24 protein-coding genes are annotated in these 22,366 nt (G+C 35.4%); 7 read left to right on the forward strand and 17 right to left on the reverse strand.

Features of this window, described 5'->3' with window-relative positions:
• Positions 1-7 precede the first annotated feature (7 nt).
• Both ACMDB5_RS14550 and ACMDB5_RS14555 read right to left on the reverse strand, forming a co-directional pair.
• Positions 8-238 carry a hypothetical protein gene (locus tag ACMDB5_RS14550; RefSeq protein ID WP_413998987.1) on the reverse strand — a complete coding sequence of 77 codons (231 nt, stop codon included), beginning with the start codon at positions 236-238 and terminating at the stop codon, positions 8-10.
• 10 nt (positions 239-248) lie between these two features.
• Entirely contained in the window at positions 249-1,640 is a 1,392-nt protein-coding gene (locus tag ACMDB5_RS14555; RefSeq protein WP_413998988.1) for an MATE family efflux transporter, read from the reverse strand.
• 262 nt (positions 1,641-1,902) lie between these two features.
• Between ACMDB5_RS14555 and ACMDB5_RS14560 the strand changes: the two genes are divergently transcribed.
• On the forward strand, positions 1,903-2,454 hold the full coding sequence (locus ACMDB5_RS14560) for a hypothetical protein (RefSeq protein WP_413998989.1): 552 nt from the start codon (positions 1,903-1,905) through the stop codon (positions 2,452-2,454).
• Between the two features lie 48 nt (positions 2,455-2,502).
• Here the strand turns inward: ACMDB5_RS14560 and ACMDB5_RS14565 are convergent, their stop codons facing one another.
• Complete coding sequence (locus ACMDB5_RS14565) at positions 2,503-3,375, reverse strand: PPK2 family polyphosphate kinase (RefSeq protein WP_413998990.1); 873 nt, start codon at positions 3,373-3,375, stop codon at positions 2,503-2,505.
• A 182-nt stretch (positions 3,376-3,557) separates the two neighbouring features.
• Between ACMDB5_RS14565 and ACMDB5_RS14570 the strand changes: the two genes are divergently transcribed.
• Complete coding sequence (locus ACMDB5_RS14570; RefSeq protein ID WP_413998991.1) at positions 3,558-4,394, forward strand: DUF6929 family protein; 837 nt, start codon at positions 3,558-3,560, stop codon at positions 4,392-4,394.
• A 142-nt stretch (positions 4,395-4,536) separates the two neighbouring features.
• Positions 4,537-5,253 carry a 3-ketoacyl-ACP reductase gene (locus ACMDB5_RS14575; protein WP_413998992.1) on the forward strand — a complete coding sequence of 239 codons (717 nt, stop codon included), beginning with the start codon at positions 4,537-4,539 and terminating at the stop codon, positions 5,251-5,253.
• Between the two features lie 70 nt (positions 5,254-5,323).
• On the opposite strand, the gene mtaB is transcribed toward ACMDB5_RS14575, so the two are convergent.
• The 11 genes from mtaB to hisS all read right to left on the reverse strand — a co-directional run bounded on the left by mtaB (position 5,324) and on the right by hisS (position 16,479).
• The gene (gene mtaB, locus ACMDB5_RS14580; protein WP_413998993.1) at positions 5,324-6,652 is read right to left on the reverse strand and encodes a tRNA (N(6)-L-threonylcarbamoyladenosine(37)-C(2))-methylthiotransferase MtaB; all 1,329 of its coding nucleotides are present in this window, start codon (positions 6,650-6,652) and stop codon (positions 5,324-5,326) included.
• A 194-nt stretch (positions 6,653-6,846) separates the two neighbouring features.
• On the reverse strand, positions 6,847-7,644 hold the full coding sequence (locus ACMDB5_RS14585; RefSeq protein ID WP_413998994.1) for a Cof-type HAD-IIB family hydrolase: 798 nt from the start codon (positions 7,642-7,644) through the stop codon (positions 6,847-6,849).
• 83 nt (positions 7,645-7,727) lie between these two features.
• Entirely contained in the window at positions 7,728-7,946 is a 219-nt protein-coding gene (locus tag ACMDB5_RS14590) for a DUF2007 domain-containing protein (RefSeq protein ID WP_072938918.1), read from the reverse strand.
• Between the two features lie 15 nt (positions 7,947-7,961).
• The gene (locus tag ACMDB5_RS14595; protein WP_413998995.1) at positions 7,962-8,651 is read right to left on the reverse strand and encodes a DEAD/DEAH box helicase; all 690 of its coding nucleotides are present in this window, start codon (positions 8,649-8,651) and stop codon (positions 7,962-7,964) included.
• 48 nt (positions 8,652-8,699) lie between these two features.
• A complete protein-coding gene (locus ACMDB5_RS14600; protein WP_413998996.1) occupies positions 8,700-9,863 on the reverse strand; it encodes a sigma-54-dependent transcriptional regulator in 1,164 nt (387 codons plus the stop codon).
• A gap of 78 nt (positions 9,864-9,941) precedes the next feature.
• Positions 9,942-11,261, reverse strand: a complete 1,320-nt coding sequence (locus ACMDB5_RS14605; RefSeq protein ID WP_413998997.1) for an ABC transporter permease — start codon at positions 11,259-11,261, stop codon at positions 9,942-9,944.
• Positions 11,262-11,335: 74 nt separating this feature from the next.
• Positions 11,336-12,256, reverse strand: a complete 921-nt coding sequence (locus ACMDB5_RS14610) for an ABC transporter ATP-binding protein (protein ID WP_413998998.1) — start codon at positions 12,254-12,256, stop codon at positions 11,336-11,338.
• A 227-nt stretch (positions 12,257-12,483) separates the two neighbouring features.
• On the reverse strand, positions 12,484-12,897 hold the full coding sequence (locus tag ACMDB5_RS14615; RefSeq protein ID WP_413998999.1) for a hypothetical protein: 414 nt from the start codon (positions 12,895-12,897) through the stop codon (positions 12,484-12,486).
• Between the two features lie 140 nt (positions 12,898-13,037).
• The gene (gene dnaJ, locus ACMDB5_RS14620; RefSeq protein ID WP_413999000.1) at positions 13,038-14,156 is read right to left on the reverse strand and encodes a molecular chaperone DnaJ; all 1,119 of its coding nucleotides are present in this window, start codon (positions 14,154-14,156) and stop codon (positions 13,038-13,040) included.
• A gap of 49 nt (positions 14,157-14,205) precedes the next feature.
• Positions 14,206-14,787, reverse strand: a complete 582-nt coding sequence (locus ACMDB5_RS14625; RefSeq protein ID WP_413999001.1) for a nucleotide exchange factor GrpE — start codon at positions 14,785-14,787, stop codon at positions 14,206-14,208.
• Between the two features lie 321 nt (positions 14,788-15,108).
• A complete protein-coding gene (gene hisS, locus ACMDB5_RS14630) occupies positions 15,109-16,479 on the reverse strand; it encodes a histidine--tRNA ligase (RefSeq protein WP_413999002.1) in 1,371 nt (456 codons plus the stop codon).
• A 184-nt stretch (positions 16,480-16,663) separates the two neighbouring features.
• Here hisS and ACMDB5_RS14635 point away from each other — a divergent pair, with 184 nt between their 5' ends.
• Positions 16,664-17,908, forward strand: a complete 1,245-nt coding sequence (locus ACMDB5_RS14635) for an ABC transporter permease (protein WP_413999003.1) — start codon at positions 16,664-16,666, stop codon at positions 17,906-17,908.
• A 48-nt stretch (positions 17,909-17,956) separates the two neighbouring features.
• Here ACMDB5_RS14635 and prmC read toward each other — a convergent pair whose 3' ends face one another.
• Positions 17,957-18,817: a peptide chain release factor N(5)-glutamine methyltransferase gene (gene prmC, locus ACMDB5_RS14640; RefSeq protein ID WP_413999004.1), complete on the reverse strand. Its 861-nt coding sequence runs from the start codon at positions 18,815-18,817 to the stop codon at positions 17,957-17,959.
• Between the two features lie 23 nt (positions 18,818-18,840).
• Positions 18,841-19,332 (reverse strand): GNAT family N-acetyltransferase, encoded by a 492-nt coding sequence (locus ACMDB5_RS14645; protein WP_413999005.1) that lies wholly within the window; start codon positions 19,330-19,332, stop codon positions 18,841-18,843.
• 118 nt (positions 19,333-19,450) lie between these two features.
• On the opposite strand from ACMDB5_RS14645, the gene ribD reads away from it, so the two are divergent.
• Genes ribD through ACMDB5_RS14660 form a run of 3 tightly spaced genes read left to right on the forward strand, consistent with a single transcriptional unit; the run spans position 19,451 to position 21,753 of the window.
• A complete protein-coding gene (gene ribD / locus ACMDB5_RS14650; protein ID WP_413999006.1) occupies positions 19,451-20,515 on the forward strand; it encodes a bifunctional diaminohydroxyphosphoribosylaminopyrimidine deaminase/5-amino-6-(5-phosphoribosylamino)uracil reductase RibD in 1,065 nt (354 codons plus the stop codon).
• Positions 20,508-21,110: an HAD family hydrolase gene (locus tag ACMDB5_RS14655; RefSeq protein ID WP_413999007.1), complete on the forward strand. Its 603-nt coding sequence runs from the start codon at positions 20,508-20,510 to the stop codon at positions 21,108-21,110. Before ribD ends, ACMDB5_RS14655 begins: the two co-directional genes overlap by 8 nt.
• Before the next feature lie 10 nt (positions 21,111-21,120).
• Complete coding sequence (locus ACMDB5_RS14660) at positions 21,121-21,753, forward strand: IMPACT family protein (protein ID WP_413999008.1); 633 nt, start codon at positions 21,121-21,123, stop codon at positions 21,751-21,753.
• Between the two features lie 19 nt (positions 21,754-21,772).
• Here ACMDB5_RS14660 and ACMDB5_RS14665 read toward each other — a convergent pair whose 3' ends face one another.
• Complete coding sequence (locus ACMDB5_RS14665; protein WP_413999009.1) at positions 21,773-22,174, reverse strand: acyl-CoA thioesterase; 402 nt, start codon at positions 22,172-22,174, stop codon at positions 21,773-21,775.
• Positions 22,175-22,366 lie beyond the last annotated feature (192 nt).

Raw genomic sequence — 22,366 nt, forward strand, 5'->3', positions numbered from 1 at the left:
AATAAACCTACTCCTTCTCGTAACGTTCCATCTCTCGGTCATAGAAAGCATTTGCTTGTTCTATCAAGCCTTCCATCTCCGTATTTAATTCTGCTTCATCAAGATCTTCAGCTTCTTCCATAAATTCTACCTCATCATCTTTCAAATTGATGATAAATCTAGGATAATCTAAGTGAATGATAAAGATATCATCTGGAAAATCAGTATTGTCTCCCAGTAAAAATTTTGGTAATTCCATGTTCTATTTATTAATTAATGCTGTTTTTTTCGCTGTCTAAAATCAGTTTTCGGGTCAATCTTGCAAAGCGAATATACAAAAATAAAGCTGCTGCCGTTAACCCAGCCAAAAGTCCTATCCAGATTCCTACTGCTTTCAAATTGGTATACAATCCCAGGTAAATTGAAATTGGAAAACCTATAACCCAATAAGCCACAAAAGTAATGTACATTGGTATTTTCACATCTTGTAATCCTCGTAAAGCTCCTAAAACAACGACTTGGATTCCATCAGAAATTTGAAAAACTGCTGCCACAAATAACAACTGAGAGGCTATAAAAATCACTTCCTTAGTTTCAGTTATGTGTTTCATATCATTGACATTCACAAATAATTCAGGCAAATATTGGTGAAAAACCACAAAAATGATTGCAAATACAATTTCAAGAAGTATTGCCAATAAAAATATGGATCGTGCCACAAGCTGTAATTTCACAAAATCCATCAATCCTTTTTGGTTTCCTACTCTAATCATTACAGCCACACTCAATCCCATGGCAAACATAAAAGTTAAGGATGCTAAACTTAGCGCAATTTGATTAGCAGCCTGACTTGTCGTTCCTAAAAGTCCCGAAAGCCAAATTGCTCCTGTAAACAAAGCGACCTCAAAAAACATTTGCATAGACGAAGGCAAACCTAAGTTGATAATCTTATTGAGCATCTTTTTTTTGATTTCTTTAAAACTGAAATTCTCAAAATAGGGATAAAATTTTGGCTTTCTAGCCAAAGCATAATGCATAAAAATCAACATAACAATACGAGAAACAATCGTACCAATTGCAGCTCCCACAATTCCCATCTTAGGAAAGAACCAAATCCCATAAATCAAGAAATAATTGATTACAACATTAACTAAATTACCAATGATAGTAGCCCACATGGAATATTTAGTTTCTGATTTCCCGTCAGCAAATTGCTTATAGGCTTGAAAAATAATCAGAGGTACAAGTGAAAAAGCTACTATATCGAGATAAGGCTTTGCCATTTCAACCACAATATCCGGCTGTCCCATAAAAGCAATCAAAGGCTTAAAAAAGAAAATAATCAGAAATAAAGTCAAACCTAAAACAGTACATAAAAACAAGCCGTGATGAAACACACTTCGCCCTTCTTCAATATCATTCTTTCCATCAGCCTCGGCTGCCAAAGGAGTTATCGCAGTAGAAAATCCAATTCCTAGTGACATTGCTATAAAAACAAAGCTATTGCCTAAAGAAACTGCTGCTAACTCTGTTGGCCCTAGTTTCCCCACCATAATATTGTCGACAATACCAACAATTGTATGCCCGAGCATTCCTAAAATAATAGGATATGCTAATCGTAAATTATAGGAAAACTCTTTTGTGTACTGGGATAAATTCACTTCTTTTTTTTTAAGTCGACAAAGGTAAGCAGAACCCGCATTATATCAGAATAAGAATCAATAATTTAATAGATAAACTTAGCTCGCAAATTGCATTTGACACCGTTCTTTTTGCTATTGCAGTCAAAAATCACCAAATAAAACCAGATAATTTTACAACATTTCAGGAAACTTGCAGTTATATATCTACAACTCTCATCAACATTATAAAAAAATAAAAAAAAAGATTACAGTAAATTTTATCAACAAAACCCCCAAATTCATGACAATCAAAAAAAAGATTAAAACGGCACTCGTATTGACAATTGCAACATTCTCTATTAATGCAATTACAGCTCAAGAGGTAGACAAATCAAAAAATTACGATCAAGGATTTCGTTTAGGATTAGGCCTAAACGCAGGTTACGCCACTCAAAATCCTTATAAACTAGCTTTAGGAGCGGATGTAAGATTGCAATATGATTTATCTAAAAGATATTCAATAATCTTAACCACTGGTTATTCTAACTTATTTGTTAGTGAAGCTGACGGAGAAGATTTAGGATTTATTCCCGCAAAAGCAGGTTTAAAAGCTTTTATTTGGAATGACCAATTTTACTTAACAGGCGAAGCTGGTGCTGCTTTTGCAGTAACTAATAATTACGACAAAACCTCTTTCTTGTTAGCTCCAGGTATAGGATATGCTACAAAATATATTGATATCTCGCTACGTTATGAGCAGTACTCTGACTTCCCAACCATCAAAAGCGATGGAACAACCGGAAAAGGTTTTGGTCAGGCTGCAATTAGATTGGCTTATGGTTTCAAATTATAAGCGTTGAATCATTTAACAAAAAAGTGCTGAAATTCAGCACTTTTTTTATTATTCTTTTGTCAAAATCTCTTTATACAATTCTATATTTTCCCTGATTTTCTCATCCATTTCAGGCTCTTGAATATCCGTATGTTTTTGCATTTCTTCCCAAATGATTTTACCCACAATATAACGACACATTTCTTTATCATCGGCAGGAACTACATACCAAGGCGCATATGCTGTCGAGGTATTATTAATTGCTTCTTCATAATAATGCATATAATCAGTCCAAAGTTCTCTTTCCTTCAAATCACCGATAGAGAATTTCCAATTCTGTTTTTGTTCTTCCAAACGTCGCAACAAACGTTCTCGTTGCTCTTCTTTACTCAAGTGCAAAAAGAACTTCAATACAATGGTTCCGTTTTGAGTGATGTGTTTCTCGAAATTTCTGATTTGTTCCATTCTGTTTTCCCAAAAAGTATCTGTAATTGCCGAAACATCTTCAATACCCGGCAAGTTTTCGTTTAAGATGTATTCTGGATGCACGCGCGTAACCAATACATTCTCATAATGCGTACGATTAAAAACGGCAAACTTCCCTTTTTCTGGCAAAGCCAAATAATGACGCCACAAATAATCGTGTTCTAACTCTGTCGAATTAGGCGTTTTAAAACTGTGCACCACTACCCCACGCGAATTAAACTCTTTGAAAACTTCTCGAATCAAACTGTCTTTCCCCGAAGTATCCATTCCCTGCAAACAAATCAAAACCCCATAACGGTTGTGCGCATACATCACATCTTGCAATTTGCTCAGCTTTTCACGAACCTTATCTAATTTATCTTCTTCTTCATCGTTATCAACAGCAAGCAAAGTGGGCATTTTAGAAAGTTCGATCGCATGAACCACTTTAAAATCATCAGGATTAATAGACTTCATAGGAAATATTTTATATTTACTAACTCAAATATAATAAATTAATTAACCCATTCATCATTCTAAATACTAACTAAATAAGAAGCTATTTCCAGCTATCCGTTACAATCTATTGGGCCGAACAACGGCACAATAGGATTTTCACTGCTATCTGGGCTAGGGCATTTCACTTTCAATATATAACTATGAAACAATTTACATTAGAATTATTCACGACAATTATAGGTATTGGTTCTGCATCGGGACTATTTTATCAAGGCAATGCGCTCTATTTAATAGGAGACAACAGCGGCTTTTTATACGAATACAACATCGCCAATACTGTCCTTAACAAATACCCGCTACTCGAAAACCCGAGTCAAAACATGTTAAAAAAAGACAAAGCCGACTTTGAATCTATCACTCATTTTCAGGATACTTTATATGTTTTTGGTTCCGGATCTACCGCTAAAAGAAATGCGATGATTGAATTTGATCTCAAACAAAAAAAGAAAACCACGACCAACAATCTGGTCGATTTATACGCGGTCATGCAAAGCTTTGGAAACATAAAACCCGAAGATTTTAATCTCGAAGGAGCCATTTACGATGGCGAAAACTGGTATTTATTCAATCGTGGCAATGGAATTTCAAATAAAAACACACTCTTTAGCTTTCATGCCAAAAAACTAAGTGATGAATTCAGCCTAATGTCAAACGACTACAAACTCCCAAAAATAAAAGGAGTTCGCTCTAGTTTTACAGATGCAGCGTTGGTCAACGATAAAATTTACTTCTTGGCCACAGCCGAAAACACCCAATCTACTTATGATGACGGCGAAGTCCTAGGAAGCCTTATCGGACGAATTGATTTAGAAACGATGAAAATCGATTTTACTAAAAAAATAAGTAATAGCCATAAATTTGAAGGAATAACTGTTTTCAAAAACTCAAAGGAAAAAATCGAATTCCTTCTCTGTGAAGACAATGATACCGATACACTAGAAAGTAGTATTTACAAATTGAGCTTGGACCTAAAATAAAACACAAAACGGCTCTTGAAACCCCATTTTATATAAAGTTAATTTTAGATTAAATAGAAAACCAAAAAGGGATTTAGAATCTAAAATGGGTATTTTTGTAAGACAAATTTTGATTCTTAAAATCAATAAATAAACGAACAAAATGAACGATCTAAAAAATAAAAATGCACTGATTACAGGTGCAGGAAAAGGAATTGGAAAAGCAGTAGCCCTTGCTTTGGCTAAAGAAGGAGTAAATGTAATTTTGTTGGCACGAACGCAATCGGATTTAGATCAAGTGGCGAAAGAAGTGAATGCATTTGGCGTAAAATCATTAAGCCTTATCGCTGATGTTTCCGACATCAATTCTGTAAACCAAGCCGTAGAAAAAGCCTTGACTGAGTTCAAAACCATTGACATTTTAATCAATAATGCCGGAATTGGTGCTTTTGGTAAATTCTTGGAATTAGAACCAGCTGTTTGGGAACGCATTATTCAAGTAAATTTAATGGGAACTTATTATGTAACGCGCGCCGTTTTACCCAATATGATCGAAAGACAAACGGGCGATATCATCAATATTTCCTCGACAGCCGGATTAAGCGGAAATGCAATGACCAGCGCCTACAGCGCATCAAAATTTGCCGTTTTAGGATTGACAGAATCTTTAATGCAAGAAGTTCGTAAGCACAACATTCGTGTAACAGCCTTAACGCCAAGTACCGTTGCCACAGATATGGCCAGAGATTTAAAACTGACAGACGGCAATCCAGAAAAAGTAATGCAAGCCGAAGACATGGCCGAATTAATAGTTGCTCAACTCAAATTAAACCGAAGAGTCTTTATAAAAAACAGCAGTATTTGGTCTACTAATCCGTAATCAATCCGTTTTCTACTCAACAACAAAACCCCTCGTAAAAGGGGTTTTGTTGTTATAAAACATTGCTTTTTTATGCTAAAACAGTAATAAAATCCATTCGAACGCTTCCGTCCTCATCAATTTTGGTCAAATTGATTTCATGTAGTGTATTTACTAATTCAGGATTCCAAGGCGTTTTTACTTTTACGTAGTTTTCGGTAAAACCGTGAATGTAACCTTCTTTATTTTCACTCTCAAAAAGCACCGTTCTGTTGCTTCCCAATTGACTTTCATAAAAAGCACGACGTTTTTTAACCGATAATCCACGCATCATCTTACTTCTTTTGGCACGAACATTGGAAGGAACAATGCCTCCCATTTCGGCAGCTTCGGTATTATCACGTTCCGAATAGGTGAAAACGTGTAAATACGAAATATCCATTTCGTTCAGGAAATTATAAGTCTCCAAGAAATGCTCATCGGTTTCACCGGGAAATCCAACAATCACATCCACACCAATACAAGCATGCGGCATCACTTCACGGATTTTATTCACTCTTTCGGTATATACTTCACGCAAATAACGGCGCTTCATCAATTTCAGAATATCGTTACTTCCGGATTGCAGCGGAATGTGAAAATGCGGCACAAAAGTTCTGCTTTTCGATACAAATTCGATCGTTTCGTTTTTCAATAAATTGGGTTCAATAGAAGAAATTCGCAATCTTTCAATTCCTTCCACTTTATCTAATTCCTGAACCAATTCCAAAAAAGTATGTTCGTGTTTTTTATTTCCGAACTCTCCTTTTCCGTAATCACCAATATTAACTCCCGTTAAAACAATTTCTTTAATATTTTGAGCCGAAATTTCTTTGGCATTTTTCAGCACATTTTCCAATTCGTCACTTCTGGAAATTCCTCTGGCAAGCGGAATTGTACAATAAGTACATTTGTAATCGCAACCGTCCTGCACTTTCAGGAAAGCTCGTGTTCGGTCACCGATGGAATAACTTCCCACGTAGAAATCGGCTTCCGAAATCTCGCAGGAATGCACCTCGCCCATATCATTTTTGGACAAATCATTGATATAATCGGTGATTTTGAATTTTTCTGTGGCTCCAAGAACCAAATCAACGCCATCTACTGCCGCTAATTCTTCTGGTTTCAATTGGGCATAACAACCCACTGCCGCAATAAAAGCCTTATCATTTAGCTTCATTGCTTTTTTTACAATTTGTTTAAACTGCTTGTCGGCATTCTCCGTAACCGAGCAGGTATTAATCACATACATATCAGCCACTTCTTCAAAATCAACGCGATCAAAACCCTCATCCTGGATAGAACGGGCAATCGTTGAAGTTTCCGAAAAATTCAGTTTGCAACCCAGTGTATAAAAGGCAACTTTTTTTCTATTTTCCATAAGTAAGCGCTATTAATGAAATCGTTGTCAAAAAATAGCGTGCGCAAATTTACAAACAAATACAATAACAGAGTAGTGAATCAATCATTTATTAAGACTCTGAAAAATCAAAAAACCACTAAGAAATTAAAGACATCGAGAAAGTTTCCCAAATTACCTTAATTCCTTAATGGCTTATTTTAAAAAATGATAATTTAATTCAAAATAAATCGTCGCACTACCTCAGCTACTCCATGATCATTGTTTGAAGCTACAATAACATCGGCTCTGTCTCTCAATTCAGAATCTACATTGTCAACCCAAACTCCTAATCCGGCATATTCTACCATCGTTAAGTCATTGCCTGCGTTACCAACAGCTATAATTTCGCTTTGATGGATATCCAGTTTCTCTGCCAATATTTTGATGCTGGCTGCTTTATCGATTCCGTTTTGCGCTACCTCAAGGAAAAAAGGTTTAGACATACTCACACTCAAATGAGGCATTGCCGCTTTCAAATCTTTTTCGACTTTTTTCAAATAACTTGGCTCTTCCAATAAAATGCATTTAACCGCCGAAGAAGGTACAGCATTTTTAAAGTTGCTAACTTTATTATGCTTTAAACCCGTTATGTTTTTTTCAATATCAATGTACTCGGAGTCGGTTTCGCTCACAATTTTTCCATCCACATAAGTAATAATATGGGTTTTACTTTGTAGACTATAATCATACAATTCATGGATTTGTTGTTGGGTCAAAGTTTGTTCAAATATCACTTTGTCTTCTTTCAAATCCGTAATCACCGCCCCATTATAGGAAATCATATAGGAATTATCCAGCTGTAATTCCTTTGCAAAAGGAAGCATTGCAGGCGTTGGCCTTCCAGATGCCAAAATAACGAGTACCCCTTTTTCTTGCGCTTTGGCAAGCATCTCTTTATTCTCTTCCGAAATTTCATGGTCGTCTGTCAACAGGGTATCATCCATGTCTAAAACCAGCATTTTATATTTCATTTTTTTCGTTTAAATCTTTTAAAAAGAAAAACCCTGACGACAAAATCGCATCAAGGTTTCTATACTTTTCAATAAATAGGCTATTAAATACTCAATCTAAATTCTTCGATAACCGGATTCACTTTTGCAAATTCCGTTTCCTGAACAAACAATTCTACCGCAGATCCTGAAGTTCCAAAACCGGCTAATCTCGCTGATTGAATATTGTCTTTCATCAATACATCAATCCCAATTGCTTCTATTCTTTCTTTCAAGGCAATTGCTAAAATCTCACTTCCCGAAAACACTTTCATTAATCCCATTCCTGTCTATTTTTATTATTTTTCTTCGTCTTCTTCTACATCATTTTCTTCATCTTCTTCCTCAAATTCCTCATCTTCATCTTCATCGTCCTCTTCATCGATTTCAAACAAGAAAGGTTCTTCCATCATTTTATCGGCAAGGCTTTCTATTCGCTCAGAAAGTTGTTCTGTAAAAATAATACGCTGAGTTTTGGCAATACTGTTCGAAATACGCATGATTTTAGTTTCATGTCGCAATTTTAAAATTGGATCTGCGTCATCAACAATAAACATTTTCAATCTGTTTACGTTAAATCCTGCAGTGGTAAACATATCATTCAACTTAATAGGTGTACCGATCAAGACATCGATTCCGCCTGAAACATAATTCTTATCATATTCCATATCTCCTTTGTCATGAACTCCGTATACCGTCAAATTAGTGTGCTTTCCTAGTTTTTCAAAAAGTTCTTCCATTGCCAAAACCTTCACTTTATCTTCTACAACGATCAGTGCTCTAGGAGATTGCTCGCCTTCTTTCACTAATTGTTGAATGACATTAATGACAATAGTCGTGGTTTTTCCGCTTCCTGGAGGCGCAACAATAATACAATCGGCACCACTTTTTATAGTCGAAAAAGTTTCCTGTTGCATGGCATTGGCTTCGGTTAAACCGTTGTCAATTAAGGTCTGCTTTAGGTCTTCGTTTATTTTTTTTAATTTCATAATTTAATTTTGGATTTTGTTTTAAGATCTAAATCTTAAAAACAACAATTATTTACTTGCAAACAGCTTGACATCACTCTCGGAAATTTCGCTTCCGCCAAGGATAATCAAACGCTCTACCACGTTTCTCAATTCGCGTATATTTCCTGTCCAATCGTATTCCTGTAATAATTTGACAGCATCCGGAGAAAATTTCTTCAAGGCATTTCCTTGCTCGGAAGCAATTTTTGCTGCAAAATGCGAAATCAACATCGGAATATCATCGCGTCTTTCATTCAATGAAGGCACTTTTATCAAAATCACTGCCAATCGATGGTACAAATCCTCGCGGAAACGACCTTCGGCAATTTCTGTTTTCAAATCTTTATTGGTTGCTGCAATTACACGAACATCCACTTTGATGTCTTTATCTGCACCAACTCTGGTAATCATGCTTTCCTGCAAAGCGCGCAATACTTTGGCCTGAGCCGAAAGACTCATATCGCCAATTTCATCCAGAAAAATAGTTCCTTTGTCTGCCGCTTCAAATTTCCCGGCGCGATCTTTCACCGCCGATGTAAAAGCGCCTTTTACGTGACCAAACAATTCACTTTCTATCAATTCAGAAGGAATTGCGGCACAATTGACTTCTATTAAAGGAAAACTGGCACGTTCGCTTTTTTCATGCAATTGATGTGCAACTAATTCTTTTCCGGTTCCGTTAGGTCCGGTAATAAGTACTCTGGCTTCGGTTTGAGCTACTTTATCAATCATTACTTTTATGTGATTGATAGCTTCACTTTCGCCAATCATCGTGTAGTTTTTACTAACTTTTTTCTTTAAAATCTTGTTTTCTACTACGAGTTGTTTTCTGTCTAATGCATTTCTGACCGTATTCAATAATCGGTTCAAATCCGGTGGTTTTGAAATGTAATCAAAAGCACCAAGACGCATCGTATTGATGGCAGTTTCCATGTCGCCATGACCGGAAATCATCACCATCGGAATTTCAGGTTTTATTTTCTTAACGGCTTCGAGCAATTCAACACCGTCCATTTTGGGCATTTTGATGTCGCACAAAACAAGGTCGTAGTCGTTATTTTTTATTTTCTCATAACCGGCAACACCATCTTCTGCCTCTTCAACTTGATAACTATCGCTTTCTTCCGAAAGTATTTTGGTAAGCACTCTACGGATGGCCGCTTCGTCTTCTATGATTAATATTTTTGGCATAACTTAAATTTGATTATTAGTTGATTTGGTTATTTGTAATGTCGAAAAACCTAAATTACATGTAGCCAAATCACCTTTTTAATATTTTAACCATTTATATAATTCTTTCCATGTTGGCTTTTTACCATACATCAATATTCCTACTCGGTATATTTTGGCGGCAAACCATACCACTGAAAAGAAAGTTGCAAACAATAAAGTTACTGATATTGCTATTTGCCACAAAGGTACGCCAAAAGGAATTCGCATCAGCATGACAATGGGCGAGGTAAGCGGAATCATAGAAAAAATAACCGCTATTGTTCCATTCGGGTCATTTACCACACTGAAAAAACCAATATAAACGCTCAAAATTAATGGCATAATAATAGGCATCAGAAACTGTTGTGAATCTGTTTGATTGTCTACAGCTGCACCAATGGCTGCATAAAAAGAGCTATACAAAAAATAACCTCCTATAAAATAAACCACAAAGGAGACAAGAATACTAGCAATAGGCAAATTCCACAACTCTTTGATATACATCTGGGCAGTACCGGCAAATTCATGTTGGGCTTGTTGCATTAATTCTGGTGAAACTTTGGCAGTTGGGCCCACGTTTACACCAAAAAACATCGAAGCGGCAAACATTAAAGAAAGTCCTATAACCGCCCAAATAAAGAACTGAAGGATTCCCGCCAGTGAAGTTCCAATAATTTTACCAATCATCAATTGAAAAGGTTTCACCGATGAAATGATAATCTCAATAATACGATTTGTTTTTTCTTCGATAACGCTGCGCATCACCATATTTCCATAGATAATGATGAACATCATAATCAGATAACCAAATCCTCCGCCAATGGCAATTTTAATTTCATTAAGCCCTTTTACACTTTCCTCGCCAGAAGCTTTGGCTAAATTAATACTAACTTTAGATTGCGCTTTTTTAATGGCTAAAGTATCTAAATTTGCCTTTTCTAGATTGAGTTTAGTAATCTTTTTGGCAATTGTATTTTGTACACTCTCAATAAATGAAATACTCGGGCTGTTATTGGAAATGAATTGTATTTTATTTTCGAAATCCTTCGTATTATTCTCTTTTGGAATATACAACAAACCGTCATAGCTTTCTTTTGTAATACTGTCCTTAAGAAACTGTGTGTCTATTAGCGATAAATCGAGGTATTTATAATCACTCTTCTTTTTATTGTTTTGCGAAATAAATTCCTTTACAAAAAGACCCGATTCGTCATGAATGGCGATACGCTTTGTATCGGGTTTCATCGAAGCCAAATAACCCACAAAAACTGCTATTCCCACGAATAACAACGGACTTAAAAATGTCATTACAATAAAAGATTTATTACGCACTTTGGCAATAAATTCCCTTTTTATGATTAGTGATACGATGCTCATTTAGATTTTAAATTTTTGATTAACGATTGTTGATTTTAAAAAATAATTCAACAATCAACAGTCACAACCCTTTATTATTTACTAACGGTTTGAATAAAAATATCGTTTACGCTTGGAATTTTTTCCACAAAATGGGTTACTTGTCCGCGTTGGGTCAGTACATTTAGTAATTCATTTGGCATGGCATTGCCTAATTGAATTTCGAGTTTCAACTCGTTATTAAGTGATTTGAAATTAGCTGGTCCCACAGTAAATTTTTGAGTAATATCATACATCAAACCCTCCACATTATCAGACAGAATCCCAACTTCAAAACTATTGGTCTTAAATTGCCTTTTAACATCTTCCAGCTTCCCCTCAATCAATTTATTCGATTTGTGAATAAGCGCAATATGATCGCAAAGCTCTTCAACGCTTTCCATACGATGGGTAGAAAAAATAATGGTGGCTCCATCTTCTCGTAATTTCAAAATTTCATCCTTAATGACATTTGCATTTACGGGGTCAAAGCCCGAAAAAGGTTCGTCAAAAATCAACAATTTAGGCTTGTGTAAAACACAGACCACAAACTGGATTTTTTGAGCCATTCCTTTAGAAAGTTCTTGGATTTTCTTGTTCCACCAACCTTGAATTCCCAATCTATCAAACCAATATTCTAATTGCTTTTTAGCTTCCGCCTTAGACAGACCTTTCATTTGAGCCAAATACAAGCACTGCTCCCCTACTTTCATACTTTGGTACAATCCTCTTTCTTCGGGAAGATAGCCAATGTATTGCACGTGTTTGGGTTGCAGCTTTTCTCCATCAAGGATGATTTCGCCGCTATCGGGTAATGTAATTTGGTTTATGATTCGGATAAGAGACGTTTTTCCGGCACCATTGGGACCTAAAAGCCCATAAATACTGCCTTGGGGAACGGTTAATGAAACTTCGTTAAGCGCTACGTAATCACCATATTGCTTTACGACTTTATTGACTTCTAATAAGGTACTCATGCTGAATTTTTGAATTTGCTTCTTCAGTTCGGCCTTTTTGGCCTTGCGGGTGTAAAAGTAAATAATTAGTAGCGAAATGCTTGTGATTGTTACATAAAAATACCCCTAGGGTGAACCATTCGCTTTTTTTACATAAACCTCAACACAAGGACAACTCTAACTTAGTAGGAACTTCATTTAATTCCTTAATAAGGAATTTCACAATAATAAATAAACAAAAATGTTTTTTAAATATCGTTAAGCAAAACTTCCATTTTGAACTTAACCTGAATAAGTGAATTATATTGAACTCTCAACGATTCCATCATACTATCAATAGTACTTTTAGAAAAAGGCAGAGACAAATAATTTTCATAAACCTGATTAGAATTACATCTATTGAATTCAACTTTCATTTTTTTCAAGTAAAAGCCGTAAGTAACATTATCAAATATAAATTCATTTTCAGCTGAATTTTCACTTATATATATTTCAATTAAATCTTGAGTTTGAAGATATATCTTCTGAACCATTAAAAAATAAACCTTTAAGTTCTCTCTTTCATCAATTGGATCTTCTTTTGGAGGTGGCTTAAAACTACGGAGATAAACAAGCCAAGATATAAATAATCCTGCAATCCCAATTAAAATTTCTATGGTCATAAAATTAAGTTCATCTTTAATAAATCAATTATAAGTTTTGTTGTATATATTTTGATTCTATCCTAGACTTACAAATATAAAAGAAAAAAAGAGGCGCGATACACTCGCGCCTCTAAACTTATATTAGAACTATTTTCTATCTACGAAAACATGTCTTTTACTTTTTCAAAAAAGGATTTGTCTGATTTTTCAGGATTTGGAATAAAATTTTCTTCGGTCATATTTTTCTCAAAAAATTGTTTTTGTTCCTTATTCAACGTTTTAGGCGTCCAAACATTTACATGTACAAGCAAATCTCCGCTGCCGTATCCATTGATACTAGGAATTCCTTTCCCTTTTAATCGAAGAATCTTCCCGGATTGAATTCCTTCTTCCAGTTTGATTCTCACCTTACCGTTAATTGCTTCGATATCTTTTGAAACTCCTAAAACAGCTTCCGGAAAACTCACATATAAATCATAATGTAAATTCTCTCCTTCACGTTTCAATAATTCATGCTCTAATTCTTCGATAGCTACAATTAAATCTCCTGGAATACTGTTCCCCGGAGCATCATTTCCTTTGTTGGAAACTTTCAATTGCATACCATCAACAACACCAGCCGGAATTTTTATTGAAACCGTTTCATCTTCCAGAATCATCCCTTGCGAATCTGCATTGGATGGTTTTTTGTCTAAAATTTGACCTGAACCTCCACAAGTAGGACAAGTAGAAGCTGATTGCATTCTGCCCAAAATCGTATTGGTAACACGCATTACCTGCCCTTGACCATTACAAGTAGAACACGTTTTATAACTTACTCCGGGAGCCTGAACTTTACGTTTTACTTTTACTTTTTTCTCAACACCATTAGCAATTTCTTCCAAAGTTAATTTCACTTTGATGCGCAAATTACTTCCTTTAGCGCGACGTACTCCGCCACCGCTTCTGCTTCCGCCAAATCCTCCGAAACCACCTCCGAAGATGTCTCCAAACTGGCTAAAAATATCGTCCATGTTCATGCCGCCATGACCACCACCACCAAATCCGCCTGAACCATCAAAAGCTTGATGACCATATTGGTCGTATTTCGCTTTTTTATCGGCATCGCCTAAAATCTCATAGGCCTCAGCGGCTTCTTTAAACTTATCTTCTGCCGATTTGTCTCCAGGGTTTTTGTCAGGATGAAATTCAATCGCTTTCTTTCTGTAGGCTTTCTTTATAGCCGCAGCATCAGCACTTCTTGAAACACCTAATATCTCGTAAAAATCTTTTTTCATTTTTATTTTATCTTTTGTGGAGTCGCACTGCTGTGCTACTCTATAAAATTTATTGTCCTGTTACCACTTTTGGAAAACGAATGATTTTATCTCCCAATTTGTATCCTTTTTCAATAACATCAACAATTTTACCTTTCATCTTAGGAGTAGGAGCCGGAATTTGCGTAATTGCTTCTGCAAAATCAGCATCAAAAGCATCACCAGCTTTAACATCAACTTGTTCTAAACCTTTAGCCACCAAGGTGTTTTTCAGTTTTTCATGAATAAGCTCTACACCTTTCATCATTGCTTCATCCTCAGATTTAGCAATTTCAATTATAGCTCTGTCAAAATCATCCAAAACTGGAAGCATCGCCAATAAAACGTCTTGATTAGCCGTTTTGAATAATTCGATACGCTCTTTTGAAGTTCTTCGTTTGTAATTTTCAAATTCAGCAAATAAACGCAAGTACTTATCTTTCTCTTTAGCTAGGTCTTGTGCCAATTGTTCTTCAACACTCAATTCATCAATTGCATTTTGATCTACATTTGCATTTTGCTCCAATGTTGTCGCATCCTCTATCTCTTGATTGATTTCTGTATTATCAGTAGTCATATTACTTGTATTTTTAAAAATATTCTTAAACTTCATTTTTTACACTTTTCTTTGGATTGCAAAAGTACTGCCAATTCTTGTAAAATGTCAAATTGTCATTCTTTTTTTAATAGAATCTATTCTTTAAATTTATTTTTAAAGAATATTTTTTACGTTTCTAGTCTTAAAATTTAATATAATTTTAAGACTCTTTCGATATAGTTTTTTTTAAGTTTGTTAAAGGATCCAATCAAGATTTGGATTTAAATTTTTGAAACAAATTTAAGGTTGGTTTCTATATAATTATTAATTCATCAGTGCCTTATATTAAAAAAAGCTTTGTTCATAAAACAAAGCTTTTTTTTATCTATAATTACCTTATGCCAAGGCTTTCTTTAAACCTTCAAAATCAAGCGAAGCCTGTTCTCCTGTCACTAAATTTTTAAGAGAAAATGAATTAGAAGCTATTTCCTGATCCCCTACGATTACCGCAAAAGGAATATTGCGTTTATCAGCATGTTGAAACTGTTTGGCTACTTTTGCATTGTCTGGGTACAACTCTACTTTAATTCCTGAAGCTCTCAGCTTTTGTATGGTTTGCAAAGCATAAAAAGCTTCTTTATCTCCATAATTGATGAACAAAGCCTTTGACGTTGCCGTTACAGTTTCCGGAAACAAATTCAATTCTTCGACAACCAAATAAATACGATCCAAACCAAAAGAAATTCCAACGCCGCTCATGTTTTTTAACCCAAAAATTCCGGTTAAATCATCGTATCTTCCACCACCGCCTATGGATCCCATAGCAACTCCTTTTGGCGGAGCTACTTCAAAAATGGCACCTGTATAATAATTAAGTCCGCGCGCCAAGGTAACATCCAAGTCTAATATTGCTGTAGACAATCCTAAATTCGTTACATTAGTGCATATAAAACGCAATTCTTCAACTCCTTTCATTCCCTCTTCCGAAGTGGATAAAAGTTGTGATAATTTTTCTATTTTTTCAGAAATGGTTCCCGTGAAATTAAATAGTGGCTGCACTTTTACAATTGCTTCCTCAGAAATTCCTTTTTCAATCATTTCCTTTTTTACTCCATCCTCACCTATTTTATCTAGCTTATCCAAAGCTACTGTAAAATCAATCAATTTATCAGATGCTCCAATTACTTCGGCAATTCCAGATAATATTTTTCGGTTATTAATTTTAACCGTCACAGCTTTCAATCCCAAAGCAGTAAATACAGTGTCATACAATTGCACCAATTCTACTTCTTGCCACAAAGATTTTGAACCTACCACATCGGCATCACATTGAAAAAACTCTCTAAAACGTCCTTTTTGAGGTCTATCGGCGCGCCAAACCGGTTGAATTTGGTATCTTTTAAAAGGAAATTCAATATCGTTCTGGTGTTGTACCACATATCTTGCAAAAGGAACAGTCAAGTCATAACGAAGTGCTTTTTCTGAAATGCTTGAGGTCAATTTTGTACTGTCTTTACTCTCTAAATGAGCGGCATTGGCTTTCGCCAGATAATCTCCAGAATTCAATATCTTAAAAATCAAACGATCTCCTTCTTCTCCGTATTTACCCATCAAGGTTTCTGAATTCTCAAAAGAAGGGGTTTCTATCGGTTGAAAACCAAATTTCTCGAAATTACTTTTTATAATTTGAATGATATATTGACGTTTTGCCACCTCAGCTGGTGAAAAATCTCTTGTCCCTTTGGGTATACTCGGTTTTGATGCCATTTTTGATATACAATTTTAAAAATTAGATATACGAAAAACAATTATTATATGATTTTAGACAAAATCCCAAATTCAATAGCGTAAATCGTAATTATTATTTTGCAAATATCTTATTTTTAAAATAAAAAAATACTCCTTCCAAAGCAAACTTGTAACAAAAATTGTATTTTCGTGACAAACTGATATGATGCTAAATTTATTCAAAGAAAATGTTCGTATTGCCATTGGTTCGATAAGAACACAATTGTTGAGAACCGTACTTACGATACTAATTATTGCGATAGGAATAACGGCCTTGGTTGGTATTCTAACCGTAGTATCCGCTTTAGAAAACACTATTTCCAAAGATTTTGCTTCTATGGGAGCCAATACATTCAATATCAATCAATACGAAAACACTACTCGAAGTCGCGGAGGCGATGAAAGAGAAATCATAAATCCTATTATTTCCTACCCCGAAGCGGTCGCTTTCAAGAACAAATATAAATATCCTTTTACCGAAACTTCACTTTCGTTTAAGGCAACTTCTAAGGCGGAAGTCAAATACGAAGCAACAAAAACCGACCCGGAAATTTCAGTTGTTGGGGTTGACGAACATTTTTTAACTAATTCCGGTTTAGAAACCAGCTTGGGAAGAAACTTTACAGGTTTTGACATTGCCAACAATACTTATGTTTGCATCGTGGGTTCCGATTTTGAAAAAGGATTATTAAAAGACATCAACCCAATTGATAAGACCATTTCTATTCGAGGTGCCAAATTTAAAGTCATTGGCGTTCTTAAAGAAAAAGGATCCACCTTTGGCAACAGCCAAGATTTAAGGGTTTTGATTCCCATTCAAGTGGCTAGATCTTTATTTACAGCACCCAACATAAATTATACTCTAAGTGTAATGGTTTCTAAAAAGGAACTGCTGGATCAAGCTATCGACAACGCTAACAGCACCATGCGCAGGGTTCGAAAACTCAGTCCTATACAAGACAATAATTTTGGAGTAGTACGAAGCGACGATCTTATCAATAGAATCCTTAGTATCACCAAATATCTTGGACTTGCTTCCTGGCTCATCGGAATCATCACCGTTCTGGGTTCTTCTATTGCTTTGATGAATATTATGATTGTTTCGGTAACGGAACGCACACGCGAAATTGGAGTCAGAAAAGCCTTGGGTGCCAAGAAAACTACCGTGGCATTCCAATTTTTCATAGAAACCCTATTGATTGGTCAACTGGGCGGATTAGCGGGAATTATTTTTGGAATCCTAATTGGCTTCGGAATCGCCACCGCAATGGACTTTGCGTTTGTAATTCCGTGGACTGCCATCTTTGCCGCTTTTTTTACCAGTTTCATGGTTGCTATCGTTTCTGGTTTATATCCAGCGATAAAAGCATCAAAACTAGATCCTATTGAAGCTTTGAGGTATGAGTAATTAGGAAATAGAATTCAGAAAACAGAGGCAGATTTGAAACTAAATTCTCTAATCTGCCCTCTTTCCGAAAATCATTCTATCGTTTCCATAAATATCTTTGCGCAATTCGATGTTTTTAAAACCCATTTCCTCAAGCAATTCGATCATTTCCTTGCCTAAATACTGATTAATTTCAAAATACAGCTGTCCGTTTATGGTTAGATTTTTCTGAGCTAACTCGGCTATCTTTCTATAAAAAATCAAGGCATCGTTATCTTCTACGAAAAGTGCCAAATGCGGCTCGTTATCTAATACATTTTTCTTAATCTCCTGCTTCTCCAAATTTCGCACATAAGGAGGATTCGAAACAATAATGTCAAACTGTTGCCCTAAATCTTCCGTTTCAAGAATGTTTTGATTCAAAAAAGTGACATCAACTGTATTGATTTTTGCATTTTTTTGGGCTGTAGCCAATGCTTTTTCAGAAACATCAATCGCATAAACTTGGGCATTTGGAATGTTTTTTGCCAATGAAATAGCAATACAACCGCTACCAGTACCAATATCAAGAATTTTGGGCTGATTTTTTGATTTGTTGGTTTGTTGATTTAAAATTATCCATTCGACCAATTCTTCGGTTTCAGGCCTTGGAATCAAGACATTTTCGTTGACCTCAAAATCCAATCCATAAAAACTCGTTTTACCTAACAGGTATTGAACGGGAATCTCCAATTTCAACTGTTCCAGAATCGCATTCCAACTTGCAATTTCTTCTTCCGAAAAGGACAAATCAGGATGTAACGCCAAATCAACTCTTTTCAATTGGTGTTTTTCTTCTAATATCAGATAGAAAAAACTCTCGGCTTCGCCTGCATCAAAAATTGGCGTGAGTTCTTGAATAAACTCGCTTCTGTATTCTTTTATTTTCATTAGTTTTATTTAATTCTGAAAATCTACAATCTCAAATCTTTCAGCATCCAGACCGGACAAGACGTATGCCCCGTACTTCCCATGGGAGCATCTATATATTCGAAACCCACTTTTTTATAGAGTTTTTGGGCATCATGCATAAAAGGCATCGTTTCGAGGTAACAGTTTTCAAAACCAAAATCTTTGGCACTTTGCAAACATTTAGCCATCATTTCACTTCCAATTCCCAGACCGCGGGTTTCGGGAAGGAAATACATCTTTTGCAATTCGCAAATCGTTTCAGCCTCGTTTTCCAACGGAGCCACTCCAGCACTACCAACAACTTTACCTTGAAATTCCACTACATAATAAACCGACTTGGGTTTGCTGTATTCCTCAAACATTAAATCCAAATAAGGATCCTCATAGGCCGTTCCTACTTTCGGGATATTCAATTCATCAAAAACCGCTCGTATCAATTGCGCAACTTGTTGATTGTCTTCTTTCTTAATTTTTCTAATAAACCAATTTTCCATTATCTTAGTTTGCTCATTTTTGAAACACAAAAATAACCATTGTTTATTGTTATTATCTAAAGTTTTAAAACTAATCTCGAAGTTTCGGGACTACATTCAAAAATACTACTTTTGTATTGTGGAAATACATAAAAAATACATCCGACGTTGCATCGAACTGGCCAAAAATGGCTTAGGAACCACCTACCCCAATCCTTTGGTGGGCAGTGTGATTGTTTATGACAATAAAATAATTGGGGAAGGCTGGCATAAAAAGGCCGGAGAACCTCATGCCGAAGTAAACGCAATCAATTCAGTAAAAGACAAATCGTTACTAAAAAAAGCTACAATTTATGTAAGCTTGGAGCCTTGCTGTCATTTTGGAAAAACGCCACCTTGTTGCGATTTAATCATCCAAAACGAGATCCCAAATGTGGTAATAGGAACTATGGATCCCAATAAAAAAGTGGCAGGCAAGGGAATAAATAAAATAACCGAGGCAGGGATAAAGGTAACCGTTGGCGTTCTCGAAGACGAATGCAACGAACTCAACAAACGTTTTTTTACATTTCATCAAAAGAAAAGGCCTTATATAATTTTGAAATGGGCCCAAAGTCAGGACGGATATATCGCTCCAAACACTGCTTTGCGCGAAGAACAGCAAGGCAGTGAAAAAAAACCGCTTTGGATTACAAATCCATATTCTAGACAGCTTGTTCATAAATGGAGATCTGAAGAACAGGCCATTCTTGCGGGAACCCAAACGGCAATTGATGACAATCCAAAATTAAATGTAAGAGACTGGACCGGAGACAATCCTGTTCGAGTGATTTTGGACCAAAATAATCGAATACCAAAAAGCAACCATGTTTTTGATAATCAAACAAAAACAATCATTATCTGCAAACACAGCACTGAAATAGGAACAGAAAACTGTATCTTTGAAAGTATTGATTTTGAAAAAAATATAGCTGCGCAACTTGCAGACCTGCTTTTTAAGCATCAAATTCAGTCTATAATCATCGAAGGCGGAAGACAAACATTACAAACTTTCATCGATGCTAATCTTTGGGACGAAGCGAGAGTTTTTATTGGAAATTCTGTTTTTGGAGATGGTGTAAAAGCCCCAATGCTAACTACAAAACAATTCAAAAAAACTTTGATTGATCAAGATGAACTTATAATATCCAGAAACCATGATTAATGCAATTATTTTCGATTTTGGAGATGTCTTTATCAATTTAGACAAAAATGCGACTTTAGAGGGTTTGAAAAAAATAGGCATTTCGGAATGGAATGAAGACTTGAATAAATTAAATATCCTTTTCGAAAAAGGTGAAATTTCCAGAGAAGACTTCCTTTTAGGCATTCAAAAATACGCACCAAAAGCCACGACTGACGAAATCTTGGAGGCTTGGAGTGCCATTTTATTAGATTTCCCATTGTATCGATTGGAATTCCTTCAAATGCTTTCCCAGAAATACCGCTTGTTTTTACTGAGTAATACCGATTCTATTCACATTGATACTTTCGAGCAGAAAAATGGAGTTTCCTTTTACAGCGATTTTTATCAATGCTTTGAAAAAGTCTATTTTTCCTTTGAAATGGGAATGAGAAAGCCCGACACTGAAATTTTTAACCATGTTTTAAACAAACACGACTTGCAAGCCAAACGCACCTTGTTTGTTGATGACAAAAAAGAAAATACAGATACTGCACTTTCACTAGGAATAAACGTTTGGAATCTACAAGTGGGACAAGAAGACGTAGTAGACCTGTTTGAAAAAAATATAATTTAGAAGACAACTCTTGGAAATCAAAGACACTTACAATACCATTGCCTTTTCTTCAGAAGAAATACTATTCAAAGAAAAGAACAGCAAATTTTTTGGCTATGCATTTCCTATTCATTCAGAAGAAGAGCTAAAACCAATTATTGACGTTCTGAAAAAACAACACCCTAATGCTGGGCATTTTTGTTATGCTTATCAAATTGGCACCGATACTCTTTCATACCGAGCCAATGATGATGGAGAACCAAGCAACAGTGCCGGAATGCCAATTTATGGCCAAATTCAGTCCTTTTCTTTGACAAATACACTAATTGTAGTCGTTCGGATTTTTGGTGGTGTAAAATTAGGCGTTGGAGGTCTGATCTCAGCCTATAAAACAACGGCTCAAATGGTGCTTGAAACTTGTGAAATAATCGAAAAAACAATCGATATTCATTATCAAATAACATTTGACTATAAAAATATGAACAAAGTCATGCGTGTTATTAAAGAAAAAAAGCTTGATATCGTAAACCAAGAAATGGAGTTAAACGAAGAAACCGGATTACCGATCGGCAAAATCGAAATAAAAACAAGAAAAAAAAATGCCGAAATGATATTCGACATTTTCAATTCACTATTCGAAATAGATATTAAAATTAAAGAATAATTCCTTATTTTTTTCAATTCTACATCTGCAAAAGTTTTTCTTTCACATATTCCGGTGGAACCCTCGGACGCCCCGTTTTCATGTCTACAAAAACCAAAGTTGAACTGGCAATTGTTAATAACTCATTTTGTTCATTATATATTTCATAATCAAATTCAATCTTGACAGAAGTCTGACTTTTCAAAACAGTTTTTACCGTTAACAAGTCATCATAACGAGCCGGTTTTTTATAATTCATACTCAAAGAAACCACCGGAAGCATAACGCCGTTTTCCTCCATCCATTTGTAAGAAATCCCAATGTTTCTGAGCCATTCCACGCGCCCCATCTCAAAATATTGAGCATAATTCCCATGATAAACAACCCCCATTTGGTCCGTTTCTGAATACCTTACCCTTACCTTAAATTCATGTTCTTTCATCTTATTTTTTATATGTTTTAAATTAGCTTTACAAGCTTTTTAGTGTATTACGACAATATTTCTACATAATCAACCCCTAATAATTTTTTTTTACAGAAAATTGTTCACATATTTGTTACCCCGAAAAATAAGACTTTTTTTAGTTTTATTTAATAAGACGCCGATTACTAAAAAAATAATTTAATAGAATTT

This window comes from Flavobacterium sp. W1B, from assembly GCF_047344965.1.
Classification (GTDB): domain Bacteria; phylum Bacteroidota; class Bacteroidia; order Flavobacteriales; family Flavobacteriaceae; genus Flavobacterium.